Source organism: Kribbella sp. NPDC051936, from assembly GCF_040680955.1.
Classification (GTDB): domain Bacteria; phylum Actinomycetota; class Actinomycetes; order Propionibacteriales; family Kribbellaceae; genus Kribbella.
The window spans coordinates 744,008-763,280 of the sequence record NZ_JBFAXS010000003.1 but is presented as its reverse complement, the minus strand read 5'-3'; the positions used below and the strand labels follow the sequence as shown (position 1 = coordinate 763,280).

At 69.7% G+C, this 19,273-nt stretch carries 18 protein-coding genes; 5 read left to right on the top strand and 13 right to left on the bottom strand.

All coding sequences use genetic code 11. The annotated features are described in order from the left end of the window. Nucleotides 1-72: 72 nt before the first annotated feature. Nucleotides 73-885, bottom strand: a complete 813-nt coding sequence (locus AB0L64_RS13875) for an SDR family NAD(P)-dependent oxidoreductase (protein ID WP_363710493.1) — start codon at nt 883-885, stop codon at nt 73-75. 70 nt (nt 886-955) lie between these two features. On the opposite strand from AB0L64_RS13875, the gene AB0L64_RS13870 reads away from it, so the two are divergent. After that, complete coding sequence (locus AB0L64_RS13870; RefSeq protein WP_363710492.1) at nt 956-1,870, top strand: LysR family transcriptional regulator; 915 nt, start codon at nt 956-958, stop codon at nt 1,868-1,870. On the opposite strand, the gene AB0L64_RS13865 is transcribed toward AB0L64_RS13870, so the two are convergent. Next, the gene (locus AB0L64_RS13865; RefSeq protein ID WP_363710491.1) at nt 1,826-2,155 is read right to left on the bottom strand and encodes a twin-arginine translocase TatA/TatE family subunit; all 330 of its coding nucleotides are present in this window, start codon (nt 2,153-2,155) and stop codon (nt 1,826-1,828) included. The genes AB0L64_RS13870 and AB0L64_RS13865 overlap by 45 nt on opposite strands. A gap of 67 nt (nt 2,156-2,222) precedes the next feature. Here AB0L64_RS13865 and AB0L64_RS13860 point away from each other — a divergent pair, with 67 nt between their 5' ends. Further along, nucleotides 2,223-2,903 (top strand): TIGR03089 family protein, encoded by a 681-nt coding sequence (locus tag AB0L64_RS13860; RefSeq protein WP_363710490.1) that lies wholly within the window; start codon nt 2,223-2,225, stop codon nt 2,901-2,903. A 1-nt stretch (nt 2,904) separates the two neighbouring features. Continuing rightward, the gene (locus AB0L64_RS13855; RefSeq protein ID WP_363710489.1) at nt 2,905-3,693 is read left to right on the top strand and encodes an SDR family NAD(P)-dependent oxidoreductase; all 789 of its coding nucleotides are present in this window, start codon (nt 2,905-2,907) and stop codon (nt 3,691-3,693) included. Here the strand turns inward: AB0L64_RS13855 and AB0L64_RS13850 are convergent. The 6 genes from AB0L64_RS13850 to AB0L64_RS13825 all read right to left on the bottom strand — a co-directional run bounded on the left by AB0L64_RS13850 (nt 3,668) and on the right by AB0L64_RS13825 (nt 12,159). Further along, the gene (locus AB0L64_RS13850; RefSeq protein ID WP_363710488.1) at nt 3,668-6,880 is read right to left on the bottom strand and encodes an adenylate/guanylate cyclase domain-containing protein; all 3,213 of its coding nucleotides are present in this window, start codon (nt 6,878-6,880) and stop codon (nt 3,668-3,670) included. The two genes, AB0L64_RS13855 and AB0L64_RS13850, sit on opposite strands and share 26 nt — an antisense overlap. A gap of 31 nt (nt 6,881-6,911) precedes the next feature. Beyond that, on the bottom strand, nt 6,912-7,331 hold the full coding sequence (locus AB0L64_RS13845; protein ID WP_363710487.1) for a cyclic nucleotide-binding domain-containing protein: 420 nt from the start codon (nt 7,329-7,331) through the stop codon (nt 6,912-6,914). A gap of 85 nt (nt 7,332-7,416) precedes the next feature. Continuing rightward, nucleotides 7,417-8,370, bottom strand: coding sequence for a UDP-glucose 4-epimerase GalE (gene galE / locus AB0L64_RS13840; protein ID WP_363710486.1), 954 nt, complete (start codon nt 8,368-8,370; stop codon nt 7,417-7,419). 62 nt (nt 8,371-8,432) lie between these two features. Beyond that, nucleotides 8,433-9,065: a class I SAM-dependent methyltransferase gene (locus tag AB0L64_RS13835; RefSeq protein ID WP_363710485.1), complete on the bottom strand. Its 633-nt coding sequence runs from the start codon at nt 9,063-9,065 to the stop codon at nt 8,433-8,435. Further along, on the bottom strand, nt 9,058-11,073 hold the full coding sequence (locus AB0L64_RS13830; protein WP_363710484.1) for a spermidine synthase: 2,016 nt from the start codon (nt 11,071-11,073) through the stop codon (nt 9,058-9,060). The genes AB0L64_RS13835 and AB0L64_RS13830 overlap by 8 nt, the downstream gene beginning before the upstream one ends. A 252-nt stretch (nt 11,074-11,325) precedes the next feature. Continuing rightward, complete coding sequence (locus tag AB0L64_RS13825; protein ID WP_363710483.1) at nt 11,326-12,159, bottom strand: serine protease; 834 nt, start codon at nt 12,157-12,159, stop codon at nt 11,326-11,328. Between the two features lie 259 nt (nt 12,160-12,418). Between AB0L64_RS13825 and AB0L64_RS13820 the strand changes: the two genes are divergently transcribed. Both AB0L64_RS13820 and AB0L64_RS13815 read left to right on the top strand, forming a co-directional pair. Further along, nucleotides 12,419-13,906, top strand: coding sequence for an LCP family protein (locus AB0L64_RS13820; protein WP_363710482.1), 1,488 nt, complete (start codon nt 12,419-12,421; stop codon nt 13,904-13,906). 12 nt (nt 13,907-13,918) lie between these two features. Continuing rightward, entirely contained in the window at nt 13,919-14,917 is a 999-nt protein-coding gene (locus AB0L64_RS13815) for a glycosyltransferase family 2 protein (RefSeq protein WP_363710531.1), read from the top strand. A gap of 96 nt (nt 14,918-15,013) precedes the next feature. On the opposite strand, the gene AB0L64_RS13810 is transcribed toward AB0L64_RS13815, so the two are convergent. The 5 genes from AB0L64_RS13810 to AB0L64_RS13790 form a co-directional block, all read right to left on the bottom strand. Continuing rightward, entirely contained in the window at nt 15,014-15,961 is a 948-nt protein-coding gene (locus AB0L64_RS13810; protein WP_363710481.1) for a type IV toxin-antitoxin system AbiEi family antitoxin domain-containing protein, read from the bottom strand. 147 nt (nt 15,962-16,108) lie between these two features. Next, the gene (locus tag AB0L64_RS13805; RefSeq protein WP_363710480.1) at nt 16,109-16,867 is read right to left on the bottom strand and encodes an ABC transporter ATP-binding protein; all 759 of its coding nucleotides are present in this window, start codon (nt 16,865-16,867) and stop codon (nt 16,109-16,111) included. Then, nucleotides 16,854-17,744: an ABC transporter permease gene (locus AB0L64_RS13800; protein WP_363710479.1), complete on the bottom strand. Its 891-nt coding sequence runs from the start codon at nt 17,742-17,744 to the stop codon at nt 16,854-16,856. The genes AB0L64_RS13805 and AB0L64_RS13800 overlap by 14 nt, the downstream gene beginning before the upstream one ends. A 42-nt stretch (nt 17,745-17,786) precedes the next feature. Continuing rightward, nucleotides 17,787-18,488 carry a tyrosine-protein phosphatase gene (locus AB0L64_RS13795; protein WP_363710478.1) on the bottom strand — a complete coding sequence of 234 codons (702 nt, stop codon included), beginning with the start codon at nt 18,486-18,488 and terminating at the stop codon, nt 17,787-17,789. 5 nt (nt 18,489-18,493) lie between these two features. Continuing rightward, nucleotides 18,494-19,192: a hypothetical protein gene (locus AB0L64_RS13790; RefSeq protein WP_363710477.1), complete on the bottom strand. Its 699-nt coding sequence runs from the start codon at nt 19,190-19,192 to the stop codon at nt 18,494-18,496. Between the last annotated feature and the right edge of the window lie 81 nt (nt 19,193-19,273).

The following is a 19,273-nucleotide window of genomic DNA, read 5'->3' as shown; positions in this document are numbered from 1 at the left end:
GGTCAACCGCCTGATCTCACCGCGGATCGTCATACCCTGCACGCCAGTTAGGCTAACCTAACCAGCGGGATCCTACTTCCAGGGCAGCACCTCGCCGTCGCGGATCAGCTCGCCGTACCGGGTCGGGTCGACGCCGTCGGCGAGGATCAGGTCGGCGATCGGTACGACGGCCTCGGCCGGGGACTTCGCCTGGCTGAAGTCGTCGAACCACGGGCGCGACGCGCGGGTGTCGACGAGGCCCGGGCAGACGGACGCGACCAGGGTGTTCTCCGCGAGATCCCGCTCGCGGCGCTCGGCCGCGACCGCGCGGACCGCGGCCACCTGGGCCACCTTCGACGGCAGGTTGATCCACTCCGGCCAGCCCCGCTGCTGCGCGCTCCCGTCGTGCACCGCCGTACGCCACTCCTCCACGACCTTCTCGACGTCCTCCAGCGAGGCCCCGTCGAACCGGTCCCACAACTCCTCGGGCAGCTGCGCCAGCGTCCCCAGCGAACTGGCCACCACGATCAACCGCCCACCCGGCCGCAGGATCGGCCCGAACGCACGCACCACGTGCTGCGCCCCGAGATTGGCCACGTCGACGAACTCGTCCACCTGCTCCTGCGCCGGCTTCCCCGGCTCCAACGGCCCGACGGCGTTGGACACCACGATGTCCACGCCGCCGAGCTCCTCGGCCAGCCGAGCCACCGCGTCCCCGTCGGTCACATCCAGAACCCGGCCCTCGACCCTCGCCTTCCCCTCGACCCGGGACACCGCGGCGGCGACACGTTCCGGGTTCCTGCCGGTCAGGAGGACCAGGTCCTCGGAGTTCATCCGCTTCGCCAGTTCTGCCACCAACGCATATCCGATGCCTTGATTGGCGCCGGTCACCAGTGCTGTTCTCATGAGGCCAACGTAGGTCGGCGACCGGTATGACTCCAGCGAAAGTTCCGCACAGGTGGTATGCGTAGATGTCATGGACTTCACCGACGTCTCGCTGGTCGCGCTGCGGGTGTTCCGGGAGGTGGCGGAGCGGGGCACGTTCACCGCCGCGGCGGCCGCGCTCGGGTACACGCAGTCGGCCGTGTCCCGCCAGATCGCCGCACTCGAGCGCGCGGCGGGCAACCAGCTGCTCGAACGCCGCCGCGAAGGCGTCGTCGTCACCGCCGCGGGACAGGTGGTCCTCCGCAACGCCGCCGCCGTCCTCGACCGAATCGACGCGACGGCCCGGGAACTGGCCGGCCTGCCGGCCGAGGGGGGAACGGTGCGGCTCGGCTGGTTCCCGAGCGCCGGCGCGGTCCTGGTCCCACGCGCCGTCAGCGCGGTACGCCGTACGCACCCGGCGATCACCGTGACGACGCGGGAGGGATCCACGCCGACGCTGGTCCGGGCGTTGCGCGCCGGCACGATCGACCTCGCGCTGATCGCGTCCGCGCCGCCGTTCCGCCCACCGGACGCCGAGTCGCCGGCCTTGAAGCTCGAGACGCTCGCGGAGCGGAGCCTGCGGCTGGCGGTGCCGACCGGTCATCCGCTCGCGGCGTACGACGTGGTGGACGTCGGCGAGCTGCGCGGTCAGCGGTGGATCGCCGGGCCCGCGTCGAGCAGCGAGCTGTGGATGGGCGTCTGGCCCGGTCTGGACGAGCGGCCGCTGATCGCGCACACGGTCCGCGACTGGCTCGCGAAGCTCCACCTGGTCGCGGCCGGGGCAGGACTCACCACGATCTCCGCGTCGATGGCGTCGGCGGTGCCGCCCGGTGTCCGCGTGGTCACCGTCCGGGGCGGTCCGCAGGAGCTGCGCCGGACGATCCTCGCCCGGCTGCCCGGCCGGCTCCCGGAGCCGGTCGCGCTACTGGCCGACGCCCTGCGCGCCGCCGCTCTCGAGATCACCTGAGCCCTGCGGAGCCGGCGCCTGCTGAGCCGGCGCTTGGGGAGCTGATGTCTGGGGAGCTGATGCCTGGGGAGCCGTGGCCTGGGGAGCCGTGGCCTGGGGCGCCGCCTGCGTGACCTGCGGCGGCGTCTCGTCGTCGTCACCGTGCCGGGCCTTGTCGAACTCCTTCATCGCGCGGGCCGTGTTGCGGGTCAGCTCGGGCAGTTTCTTCGCGCCGAACAGCAGGACGACGATGACCAGGATGACGATCCATTCGCCGCCTTCGGGCAGCGCGAGTTCTGGCACCATGACAAGCCTTCTTTCCGGTCAATCCCCGTCCAACTTACGTCGGTCCGCGAACCGTAGGGTGGGCCATATGTCACGAGTTCTGCCCGAGCTGTTCGCGGCCGCGGTCCGCCGGGACGGCGCCGCCCCGTTCCTCACCTACTACGACGACGCGAGCGGCGAGCGCATCGAGCTGAGCGCGGTCACCACCGCGAACTGGGTCGCGAAGACCGCCAACCTGCTCGTCGACGAGTACGACCTCGAGTCCGGCGAGACCGTCGCGATCGGGCTGCCGCCACACTGGCTCGGCGTGGTCTGGGCGCTGTCCACCTGGTCGGCCGGCGCCGCGCTGACCAGCGGCACCGGCACCCTCGCGATCACCGGCCCGGACGTCGCGATCCGCGGCGAGCGCGAGACGGTCGCCTCCGCGCTGCTCCCGCTCGGCGGCCGCTTCCGCGAGCCGTTGCCGGACGGCGTCCAGGACTACGGCGCCGAGGTCTACAACCACCCGGACGTGTTCGTGCCGTTCGACCCGCCGACGCCGGCCTCACCGGCGTACGACGAGCTCACCCACGAGGACCTGATCGGTGCGGCGGAGCCCGTCGGCGACCGGATCCTGGTCACCCGGAGCCTGGTGGACCGCCACGGGCTGGGACTGCTGGTCGGGGTGATCGCCGGAGGTGGTTCGATCGTGCTCTGCAGGAACCTGGACCCCACCAAGGTGGAGCGCCGGGTGGCGGACGAGAAGGTCGACCGAGTGGTGGAGGGGTAGCGTGCAGCGGTTCGAAGGCAAGGTCGCACTGGTCACGGCGGCGGCGCAGGGCATCGGTGCGGCGGTCGCGCGGCGGCTGGCCGCCGAGGGCGCCGCGGTGCTGGTGACCGATCTCCAGGATGACAAGCTCGCCGAGGTCGCGGCCGGGATCGGCGAGCGGGCGCTGCCGTTCCACCTCGACGTGACCGACACCGGCGAGGTTCAGGCCGCGGTCGCGGCCGCGGTCGAGCGCTTCGGCCGCCTCGACGTGGTGGTGAACAACGCCGGCGGGTGCATCGTCCGGTCGGTGCCCGAGGACGCGACGCCCGAGGAGTTCCACGCGCAGCTGGACCTGACACTGGTCGGCGCCTCGCGCTGCATCCAGGCCGCGCTGCCGCAGCTGGTGAAGACCCGCGGCAACGTGGTCACGATCAGCTCGGTGAACGGGATCGCCGCCTTCGGCAACGTCGAGTACTCCGCGGCCAAAGCCGGGCAGATCGCGATGACCGTGAATTACGCGGCCCGGTACGGCGAACTCGGCGTCCGCTTCAATGTCGTTGCCCCAGGCACCATCCGGACCCCGAACTGGGACAACCAGCCGGACACGCTGGAGCGCTTCGGCGCGATGTACCCGCTCGGCCGGATCGGCGAGCCCGAGGACATCGCCGCCGCGGTGGCCTTCCTCGCCTCCGACGACGCGTCCTGGATCACCGGCCACACCCTGCCCGTCGAGGGCGGCGTCCTCACCGGCCCCGGCGTCCTCGACCTGACGACGTCGGGGCCGTTCAAGAAGGAGTATCCCGGGAGCTGACCAGCTGCTCGGCTTCGGCCAGGGCATCGGGATCGCCCGTGGTGCGGTGCAGGCCACGCAGGGCGTGGGCCTGTTCGAGTTTGTTGCCGAAGGCACCCCAGTCCGCGGCTGCGCGCGCGAATCCGGCGGCCGCGGCCTGGATGTCGCCGCGGTGTTCGGCGAGCAGCGCCCGGGCCGTCGTCGCGGCGTATTCGCGCATCGGCAGCACCGGCTCCACGAAATCCGCGAGCACGGCCGCGGCGTCGTCGTGCCCCACGGCGAGCGCCGCCCGCACCAAGGACGGCAGGCGGACGTCGAATTCGATGCTGCCCTGCAGATCGGCCAGCGAGGCGAGCAACCGCAGGATCTCCAGGACGCCGTCCCGGTCGCCGTCGCGCGCACGCGTCGTCGCCGCGGGCGAGGCCGCGACGGCGATCATGTCCGGCCAGCCCGCTTCCACCGCCAGCCGGTACGCCTCCTCGGCGTGATCGCGAGCGCCGGGAAGGCCGGCGTCGGCCTCCGCCACCGCCAGCGCACCGAGGACCTCGATGCGCCGCAACACGGTGAACGCCGGTGAAGGACGCTCGAGCTGGGCCCGGCACGCCGCGATCACCTCGGCCGACCGGCCGGTCTCGATCAGCAACTGCAGGACGGTACAGCCGATCTGCTCCTCCATCTCGGCCAGCCGGCGCCGGGCGGAGAAATCGCGCGCCGCTTCCAGCTCGCCCAGGGCAACCAGCGGTCCCTCGATCTGCCACAGCACCCAGCCGTAGTTCAGCCACGTCACCGCCGCATCGCGCCCCCGGCCGCCCTCGAGCAGCGCGGTCAGCGCCTCCTTGACGTCGACCAGCCCACCGGTGTCCCCCAGACCGACCCGGGCGAGCCCTCGCGACTCCAGAGCCCGGTGCGGTACGGCGTACCCCTGCTCGGTCGCGATCCGCAGGGCACGGTTCGCCGAGTCGATCGCATCCTGATAGCGGCTCGCGACCACCCGGATACTCGCCTGCCCCGACAGCAGCAGCACCAGGTCCTCGCTCGGCCCGAGCTCCTCGAGCATCCCGACCGCCCGGTCGACCGTCGCCAGGCTCTCCTCCATGCTGCTGAGCGAGTACGTCGAGGCTCTCAAGGCGAGCGCGACTCCGCGGATGTCACCGATCGCCTCGAATCCGGCGATCGCGTCGAGGTACGCGGCCTGGGCGTCGTCCAGGCGGCCCGCCTGGAAAGCCGCCCAGCCCCAGCGCAGCAGGACCGTGGGACGTTCGGGATCGCCGGCCGGGCTCAGGGCCAGCGCGCGGTCGAGCAGGGCGAGCGCCTCGTTGGTGTCGAGGTTCATCGCCAGCTCCGCGGCCGCCAATTGGTGGTGGCGGGCCCGCGGCGCGATCTGCGCCACCGCGGCAGTGTCGCCTTGGGCGGCGGCCAGGTCGAGCGCGGTGGTCAGGTGGTACGCGATCAGGTTCGGCGTCTCGGCCTGACAGGCAGCGCACCGCAACTCGAGCCAGTCCGCAGCCGCGAGGTGCCGCGCCGACCGGGCCGCGCGCGGCACCTGGCTGTAGGCCACGTCGCGGGTCAGTGCATGCCAGAAGGAGTACTCGTGCTGGTCCAGCATCGACGACCGCCGGACGGGTCGCACCAACTCCTTGCGGGCCAATAGCTGAAGCGCTTGGACGACGTCCGCCGAGTCCTGGCCGGACATGGCTGCGACGGCTTCGGCCCAGAACACCCGGCCCACCACGGCGGCATCCGCGAGCAGTGCCTTGCGATCGGGTTCCAGCGTGTCCAGCCGAGCCGCGATGAGTGCGGCGATGCCCGCGGGCAGCTCGGCAGCGGTGGCTTGGTCCGGGCCGCAGTCGGTCACGATCCGCGCGAGTTCCTCGGCGTACAAGGGGTTGCCGTCGGCACGGCGTACCAGTCGCTGCCGGATCTCCGCGGGCACGTCCTGGCCGGCGAACATCCCGGTGAGGAGTTGATCGGTCTCGTCCGCCGTCAGCGGTGACAGGCCGAGGGTGAGGGCGTTCTGGACGCCGCGGGTCCACTGCGGTCCGCGTTCGAGCAGCTCGGGCCGGGCGGTGACGACGACCATCAGCGGCAGGTCGGTCAGCCATTCGGCCAGGTGATCGACGAAGGCGAGCATCGCGTCCGTCGCCCAGTGCAGATCCTCGAACACCAGGACCACGGGCGACTGCTCGGCGAACGACTCCAGCAGTTGCCGCCAGGCCGCGAACGACTCCTCCTGGGTCGCCGGCCCCGGCTGGGCCGACTGGTCGGCGCCGACCAAGGGGCCGACCCGGGCCCGCAGCCAGGCACGGTCCGCGCCGTCGGGCACGATCGCGTCGAGCTTGGCCACGGCCTGCACGGGCGGGTCGGTGTCCAGGATCCCGGCCTGCAGCTTGAAGATCTCGGCGATCGGCCCGAACGGCGTCTCGCCGTACGGCAGCGATCGGCCTTCGCGCCAGGCGACGAGCTCGTCGTGCCGGTCCAGCCAGGCGCCGAACTCCGCGGTCAGACGTGACTTGCCGATGCCCGGTTCGCCGAGCAGGGTGACGAACTGCGGCACCCGCTCCGCGAGGGCCTTCTCGAACGCCGTGCACAGCAAGGTCAGATCGCGCTGCCGGCCGACCATCGGCGTCGTGAGATCGCGGATGACGTCGGTCCCGAAGCGTGCTCGCGGCAGGCCGGCCTGCCAGCGTTCGACCGGACGGCTGATTCCCTTGGCCGCAACGGGTTCCAGCGCGTCGTAGCCGAAGACGCGGTGCGTCGCCTCGTGGGTCCCGTGCCCGGCGACGACCGCACCGATCGGCGCGGACGACTGCAGGCGGGCCGCGAGGTTGACCACCATGCCGGTGACGAACGGCTCGCCGAGCTCGGGTCGCGCGCTCAGCTGGACGAGCGCCTCGCCGGTCTCGATGCCGATCCGGACCTCCAGCGGCCCGTCCGGCAGCGTCCGCACCGCCTCGAGGATCGCCAGGCCGGCCCGGACCGCCCGTTCGGCGTCGTCCTCCCGGGAGCGCGGTGCGCCGAAGACGGCCAGGATGGCGTCCCCGGCGAACTTTTCGACGGTGCCGCCGTACCGCTCGACCGTCTGTCGCAGGGTCGAGTGGTACGGCGCCAGCCAGCGCCGGACGTCCTCGGGGTCGGCGGACTCGGACGCGGTGGTGAAGCCCACGAGGTCGCAGAACAGCACCGTGACGACCTTGCGTTCCTCGGTCATCGCGCCCCCAGGCGATTCGGGCCGGATCGGTTCAGCTCTCGGACTCGAGGTCGCGGATCCGGGCGGTCAGGGCTTTGAGCAACGCCTGGGCGACCTCCGGGTTCTCCTTCACGACCGGCTCGAACGCCAGCGCGGACAGGGCGAACGTGGTCAGCCCGTCCGGCCCGGCCACCACGGTCGCGGACCGCGGCAGGCCGTCGATCAGCGAGATCTCGCCGAAGTAGTCCCCGACTCCCAGCGGCTCACGGACGACGCCGTTGACCTCCACGGCGGCCGAGCCCTCGAGCACCACCTGCAGGCCGGCGTCGTGCGCACCCTGCTCGATCACCCGGCTGCCGGCCGGAACCTTCAGCGTGGTGCCACGCTCGATCAGGTCGGACAACGTGTCCCTGGACAGCCCCTCGAAGAGATCGATCTTCGCCAGGAACTGCGGCAGGCTCTCGTGACTCATGGATCGCACCCCTCGATCGTGCCCAGGTCCGGGCAGCAACTGTGAACTGCGCCACAGGCTACAACCGCCGGGGATCGCTCACCACTCAGCTTTTCGGCCAGGCTTCCCAGGCGGTGGCGAACATGTCGTCGACCGTGTACGTGTTCTGCCAGGCCAGGTCGCGGGCAGCCAGGTCGCCGTTCGCGACGACGCGGGACGGGTCGCCGGGGCGGCGCGGGCCCTCGGTCGGGGTGAAGTCGATCCCGGTGACCCGGCGGGCGGCGTCCATGATCTCGCGGACCGACGTGCCGGTGCCGCTGCCGAGGTTGTAGACCGGTTCGAGGGTCTTGCCGGACTCGAGCGCGCGGGCGGCGGCCACGTGCGCGCGGGCCAGGTCGGCGACGTGGACGTAGTCCTTCACCGACGTACCGTCCGAGGTCGGGTGGTCGGTGCCATAGATCTGCGGCACCTTCCCCTGGGTGAGCAGGTCGCACACGATCGGGAACAGGTTGTACGGCGAGGCGTCGTACACCGTCGGGTCGCCGGAGCCCACGACGTTGAAGTAGCGCAGTGAGGTGTGGTGCAGCTCGGTCGCGGCCGCCTGGTCGCGGAGCAGCCACTCGCCGATCAGCTTCGACTCGCCGTACGGCGACTGCGGGTCGGGCTCGGTGTCCTCGGTGACGACCTCGTCCTTCGGGGTGCCGTACACGCCGGCGCTGGACGAGAACACGATGTTGCGCACCGACGTCTCCGCCATCGCCTCGAGCAGCGACACCATCGCGGTCACGTTCTGCGTGTACGTGTGCAGCGGGCGCTCGACCGAGACCCCGGCGTACTTGAAGCCGGCCAGGTGCACGACGCCGTCGACACCCTCGAGCGCCTTCCGGACAGCCGTCGCGTCGAGCAGGTTCGCCCGCACGAACGGCACGCCGTCCGGGACGAACTCCGCCTTCCCGCTCGACAGGTCGTCGATCACGACCACGTCGATCCCGTCGTTGCGGAACGCACGCACCACATGCGCCCCGATGTACCCAGCACCACCAGTCACGAGCCACGTCATGTCTCAGATCCTGCCACCAGGCCGCACCCGGAACGCCGGAAACGGGCCGAACCCGTACCAGATCAGCAGACGGTTGCCAGCCAGAAGTAGGTCAGCTCGGTCCACTCCGCCTCGGCCGGCGCGACCTCGGCCGCGAGCTCCTCCCGGGTCGGGAAGTTCTTCAGCACCTCGAACGTGCGCCCGTCCGACAGTTGCCGGGTCTGGTACGTGTCCCCGCCGGCCGTCGTCCGGGTGATCGGATAGTTGCTGCCCGCCACGTACCGGTTGTCGGCGAGGATCACCACGCCGCCCGGCTCGACCCGGTCCAGCAGCCCCCGGACCCAGCGCCGTACGTCGGCTCGCGGCACGTGCGACCAGAAGAAGCCCGCGAAGACCGCGTCGAAGCGGCCCTCGACGGCCCCGAGGTCGTACGCGTCCGCGGTCTCGAAACGGACCTCGGCCTGGCCGTAGGACGGGGTCCGCGCGACCGCGAGGGTCTCGTCGTTCAGGTCCGTCGCGACCACCGACCGCGCGGTGGTCGCGAGCGCCGTGGTCCAGTAACCGGTGCCGGCGGCAACTTCCAGCACCGACCGGCCGGCGACGAGCGGCGGCAGGAGGGCCCGCAGTCGGGCCAGGTCCTCCTGCCGTTCCGGCTTGTCGTACACCGCGTCGTACTCCTGGGCACGCTCGCGGTAGTAGTCGGCGAGCTCACTCACGGGTTCGGAGTTTCGGTGCCAGGTTCGGTGCCAGCTTCGGTGTCAGCAGGAACGCCCCGGCGTAGAGCAGCGCGGCGATGATCAGCAGGCCGTGGAAGCCGATGATCAGCGCGGCGTACTCCAGGCAGCCGCCGAGCATCGCGCCGAGCAGGTTCGCGCCGAACGACGCCGTCCCGTCGGCGGTGTCGGTGAACCGCTTCGCGAAGATCACGTTCGCCGCGAAGATCGGCGTGAACGCGATCAGTACGGCGACCAGCGCCCGTAGCCCCACCGGCATCGACAACAGCCAACTGTCCGGGAACACCCACGACAACGCGAGGCCGCCGAACAGGATCGCGAACATCACCTTGATCGGTGGTGTCTTGAACCGCCTCGTCACTTCGACCGCCGCGAGCACCGCCACCAGCACCCCGGCGAAGACGATCGCGTTCACGACCCACGTCGTACCGAACAGCAACGCGAAGCCGGTGATGCTCTTGGTTTCCAGCAACATGAACCCGGCGCCGAGCAGGAACAGGTCCGCGTACGGGCGCATCCGCCGGTACGACGCGCCGCCGCCCGCGATCCCGACACCGACGAGGCCGGCGACCAGGATCAGCCCGAGCGTCACCAGGTACAGCGACGGGATCCGGTCGGTGAACAGGTACAGGAACGGGCGGTTGTCGGTCGCGGGCGGCGGCGTCTGCGCGGTCGCCCCCGGCCACTCGGCGGCACACGTCTGGTCCTGCTCGGTCAGACCGACCGTCACCACTGCCTGCTGCAGGCCGTCGCCGATCTTGTCGACACACGGCTTGTGACCGAACGCCTGCTCCGCCGTCGACGCCAGCCGGTCGATCAGCCAGGTCTCGCGGTAGTAGTTGTACATCGCGAACGCGCCACCCGGGTTCAGGTGCTCCTTCGCGGACTCGAACGCCTGCTGCGTGAACAGGTAGCTCTCCAGCCGCAGCGAGCTCGCGCCGTTCACCAGCGTCAGCGAGTCCGGCAGCGCCAGCAGGATCAGGTCGTACTTCTTGTCCGTCCGGGACAGGAACGCGCGCCCGTCGTCGATGTGCGAGCTCACCCGCGGGTCCTGGTACGGACGGTCCGGGTGCAGCGCCTTGCCGAGGTCGCGGATCCGCGGGTCGATCTCGACCGCGTCGACGTGCTGCGCGCCCTTCTTCAGCGCGATCGCCACGTCCGAGCCGGAACCGGCGCCGATGATCAGCACGTTCTTCGGCTGCTTGCCGGCGTTCGCCCGCTCGTACGGCAGCCCGTACTGCGGCTCCCACTGCAGCCGCGCGTCGGCCGGGATCGCCTGCTGGTGCGGTACGCCGTTCACGGTGATGGTCAGCAGCGGCACACCCTCCCAGGTGTACTGCTTGGTCTGCACCTTGTAGTACGGCGACCAGCTGTTGTCGGGCTTGGTCGACTCGTGGAACAGCACGCCGAGCATCACGATCAGCGGCGACAGCACGAGCGCGGCACTGACACCGGTCGCGACCGCGCGGCGGCCGGAGAACGCCGCGGACCGCGGGATCATCAGCGCGGCGAACGCGAGCGTGACGATCAGCCCCCACCAGATCGGCGGTGCGCCCAGGAACGACAGCCCCGTGAACGCCGCGATCCCGACCAGGCTGCCGACCAGGTCGAACCGGTACGCCGTCAGGCGCGGCAACTCCCCGAAACAACGGCCGACCAGCTCGGCCGGACCGGCCAGCACCACGGCGGCCGCGACGAAGATGACCGGCAGGATCACCCAGACCGGCGGGCCGGTGGTGTTCAGGCTGGTGAAGTAGATGACGCTGGACGAGCTGCCGCGATTGACGGTGACCGGCTTCCACGCGATCACCAGGACGAGCAGGCCCAGCATGATCGGCGAGTAGTACGGCAGCCGTTTGGCCCGTCCGGAGCGGAGCACTCCGATCCCGATCCCAAGGAACGAGCCGAGCAGCACGAAGTTCGAGAAGTAGCTGAGATGGACGACGTTCGAGCCGGTCCAGCGGATCAGCGCGAGCTCGACGAACAGCATCAGCGCACTGGACGCGACCAACCGGGTCCGAACTCCGAACGGGCTCGGCCAACCGGTTGTGACGACTTGATCAGTAGCGGAGTCGACTGCCATGCGCCGCGACGTTACCGGACCGAGTGCCTCACGTCACACCACACGGATTCCTGGGCCCTCCGTTTCAGTGGTTAACCGCCAAGAATGCCCGTTCACCCCCTGCATGCGGAGGGTGAACGGGCATTCTGGATGGTTAACCGCTCAAACGGGGGCGGGGGGTCAGTGGCGGCGGGCCGGCTTGGGGAGTTCGCAGCCCGTCTTGTTCAGGTCGATGGTCCGGTTCGCGGTCAGGCAGGTGTAGAGCCACCAGGTCTGCTGGCCGTACGCCGCGCCCTGGTCGACCGTGACGTTGCCGTCGGCGTCCACCTCGCACGGGTTGTTGATCGTGCACTGCTCGCCGTCCTCGTTACCGGTGTTGTTGACCCCGATGACCTCGCCGGTCGAGGTGCTGACCACGGGCGATCCCGACGTACCGCCGATGGTCTCGCAGCCGGGCTGCTGGTACTTGATCGAGTTCTGCCAGGTCCAGTCGCCTTCGCGGAGCTGCGGGATCGTCGCCTGCACCGAGCAGGTGTAGATCCGCTTCCAGTACCCCGACACGACCGCCATGCCGGCGCCGTCCGCGGGGCCCTGCTTGGCCAGCGTCAGCGGGGTCACGTTCAGGCGGCTCTTGATCGAGGCGTAGGTCTCGTTGATCTGGTACACGATCATGTCGGTCTTGGTCATCGTGCCGAACAGGATCTTCTCGGCGCGGATCGTCCCGGCCCGGCTCGAGTCCGGCTTGAGCAGCGTGATCGAGCGCGTCGACGTCTTGTTCACCAGGACCTGGCCGGGCTGCAGGAAGCCACCCTCGTAGCAGTGCCCGTTGGTCAGTACCAGGGCCTTGTCGGTGGAGACCGACTCGGCGTACCGGACGAGGGAGGCGGAGCAGTTGCTGAGCGCTGCGATCCCGGTGAAGTCGGCGCCGGGTGCCGCGGCGTGGGCGGAGCTCGTGCCGAGAAGGGTGGTGCTCGCGACCGCGGTGGCGGCCAGAAGCGTACGGAACAGTTTCATGGGGCGGTTTCCTCACTGTTTGGGCTTGGAGACTTCGTAACGCATCCCGCCGCCGCCGACCATCACAGCCGTGTGAAGCAGGGTGAGATCAGGGGTTTTCCTGCGCTCCGTGTCAGGACTGCTACTCTTCGTCTCCGGATCCGCCCGGTCTCGAACCATCGCCTGCCCCGGCACGTCATACGGAGTGACGAGGAACGACAAGGTACGGTCGGCAGTGCCCGCCCGGAGGACTGCGTTGGATTTTCAGGGGAAGGACGTCATGCCGCAGGAGAAGCCAGACCTGCGCAATCTCCGCGAACCGGTGCGGTTCAAGCGTGCGCTGGCCTTGCTGTTCATGACCCTGGTGCTGCCCGGGTCGGCCCAGATCGTGGCGGGCAGCCGGAAGGCCGGCCGCTGGGCCTGGCGGGTGGTCGCCGGCCTGGTCGCGATCGTGGTCTTCTTCATCGTGCTCGGCCTGATCTGGCGGTCCGGCACGATCAACATCCTGGCCCGCCCTGGCACCCTGCGGATCGTCCAGGTGCTGCTGATCGTGCTCGCGATCGGCTGGGCCGCGCTGTTCGTCGACGCGTACCGGATCGCGCAGCCGCTGACGCTCGAGCGCAACCACCGGCTGATCGCCAGCATCCTCGACGGCGTGCTGATCTTCGTCGTCGTCGGCGCCCTGATCTACGCCAGCGTGATCGTGAACACCCAGCGCGACTTCGTCGCCAGCGTGTTCGGCAACGGGCAGAAGTCGAAGGCCGAGAAGGGCCGCTACAACGTGCTGCTGATGGGCGGCGACTCCGGCGCGGACCGGATCGGCACCCGGCCGGACAGCATGACGGTGGCCAGCATCGACGCGGACACCGGCCGGACGGTCCTGATCGGCCTGCCGCGGAACCTGGCCAAGGTCCCGTTCCCGGCCGGTACGGCGATGGCCAAGCAGTTCCCGGACGGTTTCCACTGGAAGAACTGCGGCTCCGAGTGCCTGCTGAACGCGGTCTACACCTACGCCGCCGGTCACAAGAACCTGTTCCCCGGCGACCCGAACCCCGGTGAGACCGCGACCACCCAGGCCGTCGAGGCGGTCACCGGGCTGAAGATCAACTACTACGTGCTGATCGACCTGGCCGGCTTCCGCGACCTGCTGAACGCGGTCGGCGGGATCACGCTGGACATCGGCAAGCGCGTCCCGATCGGCGGCGGCAGCTCGCCGATCAAGGGCTACATCGAGGCCGGCAAGAACCAGCACCTGGACGGGTACCACGCGCTCTGGTTCGCCCGGTCCCGGGCCGAGTCGTCGGACTACGAGCGGATGGCGCGGCAGAAGTGCGTGATGTCCGCGATGCTGAACCAGCTGTCGCCGTCGACCGTGCTGACCAAGTTCCAGGGCATCGCGTCGGCCAGCAAACAGGTGGTCAAGACGAGCATCCCGGCGGGCGAGCTGGGCACCTTCACGGATCTCGCGCTGGACGCGAAGAAGCTGCCGGTGTCAAGCTTCTCCGCGGTCCCGCCGTTGATCCACACCGGCGACCCGGACTTCGCGCTGATCAGGACCAAGGTCGCGGAGGCGATCGCGAAGTCCGAATCGCTGGACAAGGAGGGCTCGGGAGGAGACGGTAAGACTTCGAGCACTCCGAGTAGCAGCAAGCCGACCAGCAGCAGTACCACGAAGAAGCCGAGCACGAGTACCACGAAGAAGCCGACAAGCTCACCGACCACACCCGCCACCGGCGTCGACGACGTCGCATCGATCTGTAAGGCCTGACCTGATATGCCGCTGTCCCACTGGCCACCTGTGTCCGTCGTGATGCCCGTGCTGAACGAGGAACGCCATCTCGAGGAGGCGGTCGGCCGCGTCCTCGACCAGGACTACCCCGGTGACCTGGAGGTCGTCCTCGCGATCGGCCCGAGCAAGGACCGGACCCAGGAGATCGCGGACAAGCTGGCCGAGAAGGACCACCGGATCAGCATCGTGCCGAACCCGACCGGCAAGACACCGGCCGCGCTGAACGTCGGGATCGCGCACGCCAAGCACGACATCCTGGTCCGGGTCGACGGGCACGGCGCGCTCACCGACGGGTACATCACCCGCGCGGTCGAGGTGCTGGAGGAGAGCGGCGCGGACAACGTCGGCGGCGTGATGGCCGCCGAGGGCCGGACCCCGACCGAGATGGCGGTCGCCTGCGCGTACCGCTCCCGGCTGGGCCTGGGCGCGTCCACGTTCCACCAGGGCGGCAAGGCCGGGCCGGCCGACACCGTGTACCTCGGCGTGTTCCGGCGGGCCGCGCTGGAGCGGGTCGGCGGCTTCGACGAGACCATGCACCGGGCCCAGGACTGGGAGCTGAACTACCGGATCCGCAAGACCGGCGGCCTGATCTGGTTCAGCCCGGACCTGTCCGTCACGTACCGGCCGCGCTCCTCGCTGTCCGCGGTGGCCAAGCAGTTCTTCCACACCGGCCAGTGGCGCCGCGAGGTGATCCGCCGGCACCCGGAGACCGCCAGCAAGCGCTACCTGGCCCCGCCGGTCGCGGTCATCGGCCTGGCCGTCGGCACGATCCTCGGCATCATCGGCCTGGCCACCGGCATCAGCTGGCTCGACATCGGCTTCCTGGCCCCGCTGGGCTACGCACTGCTGCTCATCTTCGGCTCCGCGATGGAAGGCCGCTACCTGCCCTGGAAGGCGCTGTTCTGGATGCCGCTGGTCTGCGCAACCATGCACGTCTCCTGGGGCCTCGGCTTCCTGATCGGCCTCCGCGAACGCCCCAAGGCCGTGTAACAACGCTGGATATCCCCTCCTCTGGGGGGTTCTCTGCTGGTATGCGAGGGAAGAACCCTCAATACGAGCGGATATCCATCCGTGTTGAGAACAGGGTCAGGCGGGCCGGCGCCGGCTGTGCAAGGTCCGGAGCATGCCCGCGGCGGTCTCGGCGGGCCGGTCCGAGTCGGACCAGTCGATGCGGACCACCGTCAGGCCGATAGCGCGGAGCCGGTCCTCGCGCCGCTTCTCGCGGATCATGACCTCCGGCGACCCGCCGCCGTACTTCAACGCGCCGTCGAACTCGACCACCGTCTCGTACCCGTCGAAGTCGAAGTCGACCCGGCCGATGCGCCCGAGCCGATCGTGGAACTCGGTCTGTAGCCTCGGTCGCGGCAGGCCCTGTTCGTACATCTGCACCCGCAGGCGCGACTCGCCGACGGACTCCGACAGACCGTTGCCGAACCGCAGCGCAACCCGTGCCGCCGCCGATCCGGGCCAGAACGCCATTACGGACTGCAGCCGCCGTACCTCGTCCTCCTCGAGGTGACCGGCTCGAAGCGCGCTGTCCACGCCGACCACTCCTACTTCGAACGACGTCGTACACGCAGACTCGAGTACCGCTCGAGCGACGCTGGTCACGAGCCGACCGTGGACGACGGTCAGGTCGGCGTCGGTCAGTACGCCGAGGTGATGCTGTACGCCGGCGACGACGCCACCGGACCGTCCGTCCACGCGGGTGACGTGCACGCAACCGAGATCGAGGCCCCAGATCGGCAGACCGTGCAGGACCATCGCCGACTGATGGCTGACGGCAACCGAACCCGGTCGCATCGCGTTCATCACCGCATGCACCTGCCGAAGATGCAGCAGCCGCGCACGTTCCCACGGCGGCAGAACAGTCAGGTCCAGCGCCTCGGCGTACTGACCACGCCGGATCCGTTCCCAACTGCCGCCCCGCAGGCGACGGACGATCTGCTCGTGCGTACATCCACTGGCGAGCGCCTGGCGACGGCTGAAGACGCCACCCTGTTGCTGCGCGATCAGCTTGAGCCGCTCGTTCACCCACCAAGCATCCACCGGTCCGGCACCGCTCAGACCACCGGAGCGCACATCTGTGGATAAGCGGATATCCACTCGTGTTGGGGGTTCTTCGCTCGCATACCGGTGGAGAACCCCCAACTTCGACGGATATCCACTCGTATGCCGGCCTCAGCCAGCTCGGGTGGATTTGATGTAGGCCGCGACGACCTCGTCGACCGGGCCGTCGAGCTTCAGTACGCCCGCGTCCAGCCAGAGGGCGCGGTTGCAGGTCTCCTGGACCACGTCGAGGCTGTGGCTGACCAGGAACACCGTGCCGGCCTGGTCGCGGAGCTCCTTGATCTTGCGCTCCGAGCGGACCCGGAACTCGGCGTCGCCGGTCGCCAGCGCCTCGTCGACGAGCAGGATGTCGTGCGTCTTCGCGGAGGCGATCGCGAACTTCAGCCGGGCCGCCATGCCGGAGGAGTACGTCGACATCGGCAGGTCGATGAAGTCGCCGATCCCGGAGAAGTCGACGATCTCGGCGTACCGGCGCCGGATCTCGTCCCCGGACATTCCCATGGCCAGACAGCCGAGGACGACGTTGCGGTCGCCGGTGAGGTCGTTCATCATCGCCGCGTTGACGCCGAGCAGCGACGGCCGGCCGCCGGTGTAGACGGCCCCGGACGCGGGCGGCAGCAGGCCGGCGATCGCGCGCAGCATCGTCGACTTCCCGGAGCCGTTGCGCCCGATCACGCCGATCGCGTCGCCCTTGTACGCCGTGAAGCTGACTCCTTTCACCGCGTGCACCTCGCGGATCGTCGGCCGATCCTGGCGCTTCACGATCCGGCGCAGCGCGGTCGCCGCCGTGCCCTTGCCGCCCTGGCCGGCGATCACCTTGTAAATGATGTCGAGGCGGTCGGCGATGACGGTCGGTTCAGCCTCGGCCATAGCGGTCCTCCGCCTGCCAGAAGTACACGAAACCGGCCGCGAGCATCACGAACGACCAGATGATCGCGATCGTCCACGCGTGCGGCAGCTGGTTCGCCTCGTGTTCGGAGAGCAACGAGCGCCGGACGATGTCGATGTACGCCGAGATCGGGTTGAGCGCGAGCACCTTGATCACCCAGGCCGGAGCGTCGATCTCGTCCAGCTTGGCCGGCAGCGAGAAGAAGATCCCGGACGCGTACAGCCAGGTCCGGGTGATGAACGGCAGCAGCTGGGTGATGTCGGAGACGAACGTCCCGATCCGCGCGAAGACCAGCGTGATCCCGACGTTGAACATCACCTGCAGCAGCATCGCCGGGACGACGAGCAGCCAGCGCCAGGCCGGGCCGTCGGTGAAGCCGACGACCACGAACAGGATGCCGAGCGACACCAGCATTTGGTTCAGCTCGTTCAGCACGTAGGCCAGCGGCAGGGTCGCGCGCGGGAAGTGCAGGGTACGGATCAGGGACAGGTTCAGGGCGAGCGAGCGCGACCCTTCGGTCATGCAGCGCTGCGTGAACGTGAACACGAAGATCCCGCTGAGCAGGAAGGCGACGTAGTTGTCGATCCCGTTCTTCGTGCCGAGCAGCACACCGAAGGCGAGGTAGTACACCGCCGCGTTCAGCAGCGGGGTCAGCACCTGCCAGATCGATCCGAGGCGCGCTCCGGCGTACATCGCGTAGGTGCGGGCGGTGGCGTAGCTGACGACGAACTGGCGTCGGCTCCACAACTCCTGCAGGTACGCCCCGAACGGCGGCCGCACCGAACTCTTGGAGAGCCCATGACGTCGAGCCAGCGCCGCTGCGTCGGTCAGCCCTGTCTGCTCTGCGGCGGTCGGCATTGCGCCAATGTACTGCGGTGGGTGACGTCGTGGTGACTCAGGTCAGGCCACCAAGCGGGCTCTCAGCTTGTCCAGGTCGGCCGCTGTCAGACCACCGTGCCGCAGGTACGCCTCCGGTCCGCCGTACCGGTCGTCCAGATGCCGCAGGATGGCGACGATCGACTCGGCGCGGGTATCGCGGAACTCGATCATCTCCGGGTGTCTGGACGCGTCCGGTTCCTCGGCGAGCTGCTCGGCCAGCCAGTCCGCAAGCCGCGACTGGGTGAGGTAGTAGTCGGCGACGATCTCCTCCTCGGGGACGCCGGCCACGCTCAACGCCAGCGCGACGACCATGCCGGTGCGGTCCTTGCCGCCGTGGCAGTGCACGACCACCGCGCCGTCCGGCTCGTCCGCGATCGCCTTCACCGCGGCCGCGAACAGCTCCGGCCGCTGGTCCAGCATCCACGTGCACGCCTCGATGATGGTCGGCTGCCCGTGGTCCGGGTCCGCCGGGTCGGCCAGCCGCTGCCGCACCGCCAGCGCCGTACCGGTGAACGGCGTCGGCGCGATCGCGACCTCACCGTCGCCGCGCAGGTCGAGGATCCTGCTCACGCCGGACCGCCGGACGGCCTCGACGCCGTCCGCGGTCAGGTACTGCAGGCTGTCCGCACGGATCAGCACGCCCTCGCGCACCGCCCGCCCGTCGCCGGTCGGCAGGCCGCCCACGTCGCGGACGTTGCGGCACCCGGGCCAGTCGAGATCCATCGCCGTCACCTGTCCTGCGGCCGGTCGTCGGGGCGGTTGTCGGGACGATCCTGCGGGCGGTCCGGATTGGGACCCGGGCGGTACGGCGGTGGCGGCGGGAAGGTGTGCTGCTGCTGCGGCGGCATCGGCGGGTAGTAGTTGCCTGGGGCACCGGGTTGCCCGGGGAAGGTGTTCGCCGGGCGTTTGCGGCGGGCGGCCTTGACCGCGCCGACGGTGAGCAGCGTGATGCCGAGCCCGATGAAGATCAGGAACGAGAAGACGGTGCCGAGAATGGAGAGCACGAACGCGAACACCGACGACCGCGGCCCGGCCGCGTACGTCGCGCTGGTCTCGTCGTCGGTGCACGAGATGCTGTAGTCCCCGGCCGGCACGGTCTGCGTCGACCGGGCGACGACGTACCAGCTCTCGCCGTTGATCGTGATCGTCTCCGACCCGCTCGGCGGCTTGATCGGCACGTCGTTGCCGTTCGCGTCCTGGACCTCGCACGGCGGGGTCAGCACGGGGATCGACGCGTAGATCGTCAGGCCTGGTTTCGTCAGGTGGACGACACCGTCCTCGATCGGCTGTGGTGTCCGCGGCGCGGTGACGACGATCCGCCAGACGAAGAACCCCACCACGATCGCGCCGATCACGAAACAGGCGACCGCAAGCTTCGGCAGAACCGACTTCTTGGGCGCTTCGGGTGCCGGCGGATACATCGTCATACCCGCACGGTAGCCGCTACGAGGGCTGACGGGTGAGCGTCAGGTCGTCGCACCAACCTGTGCGGCCGAGCCTCAGGCTGT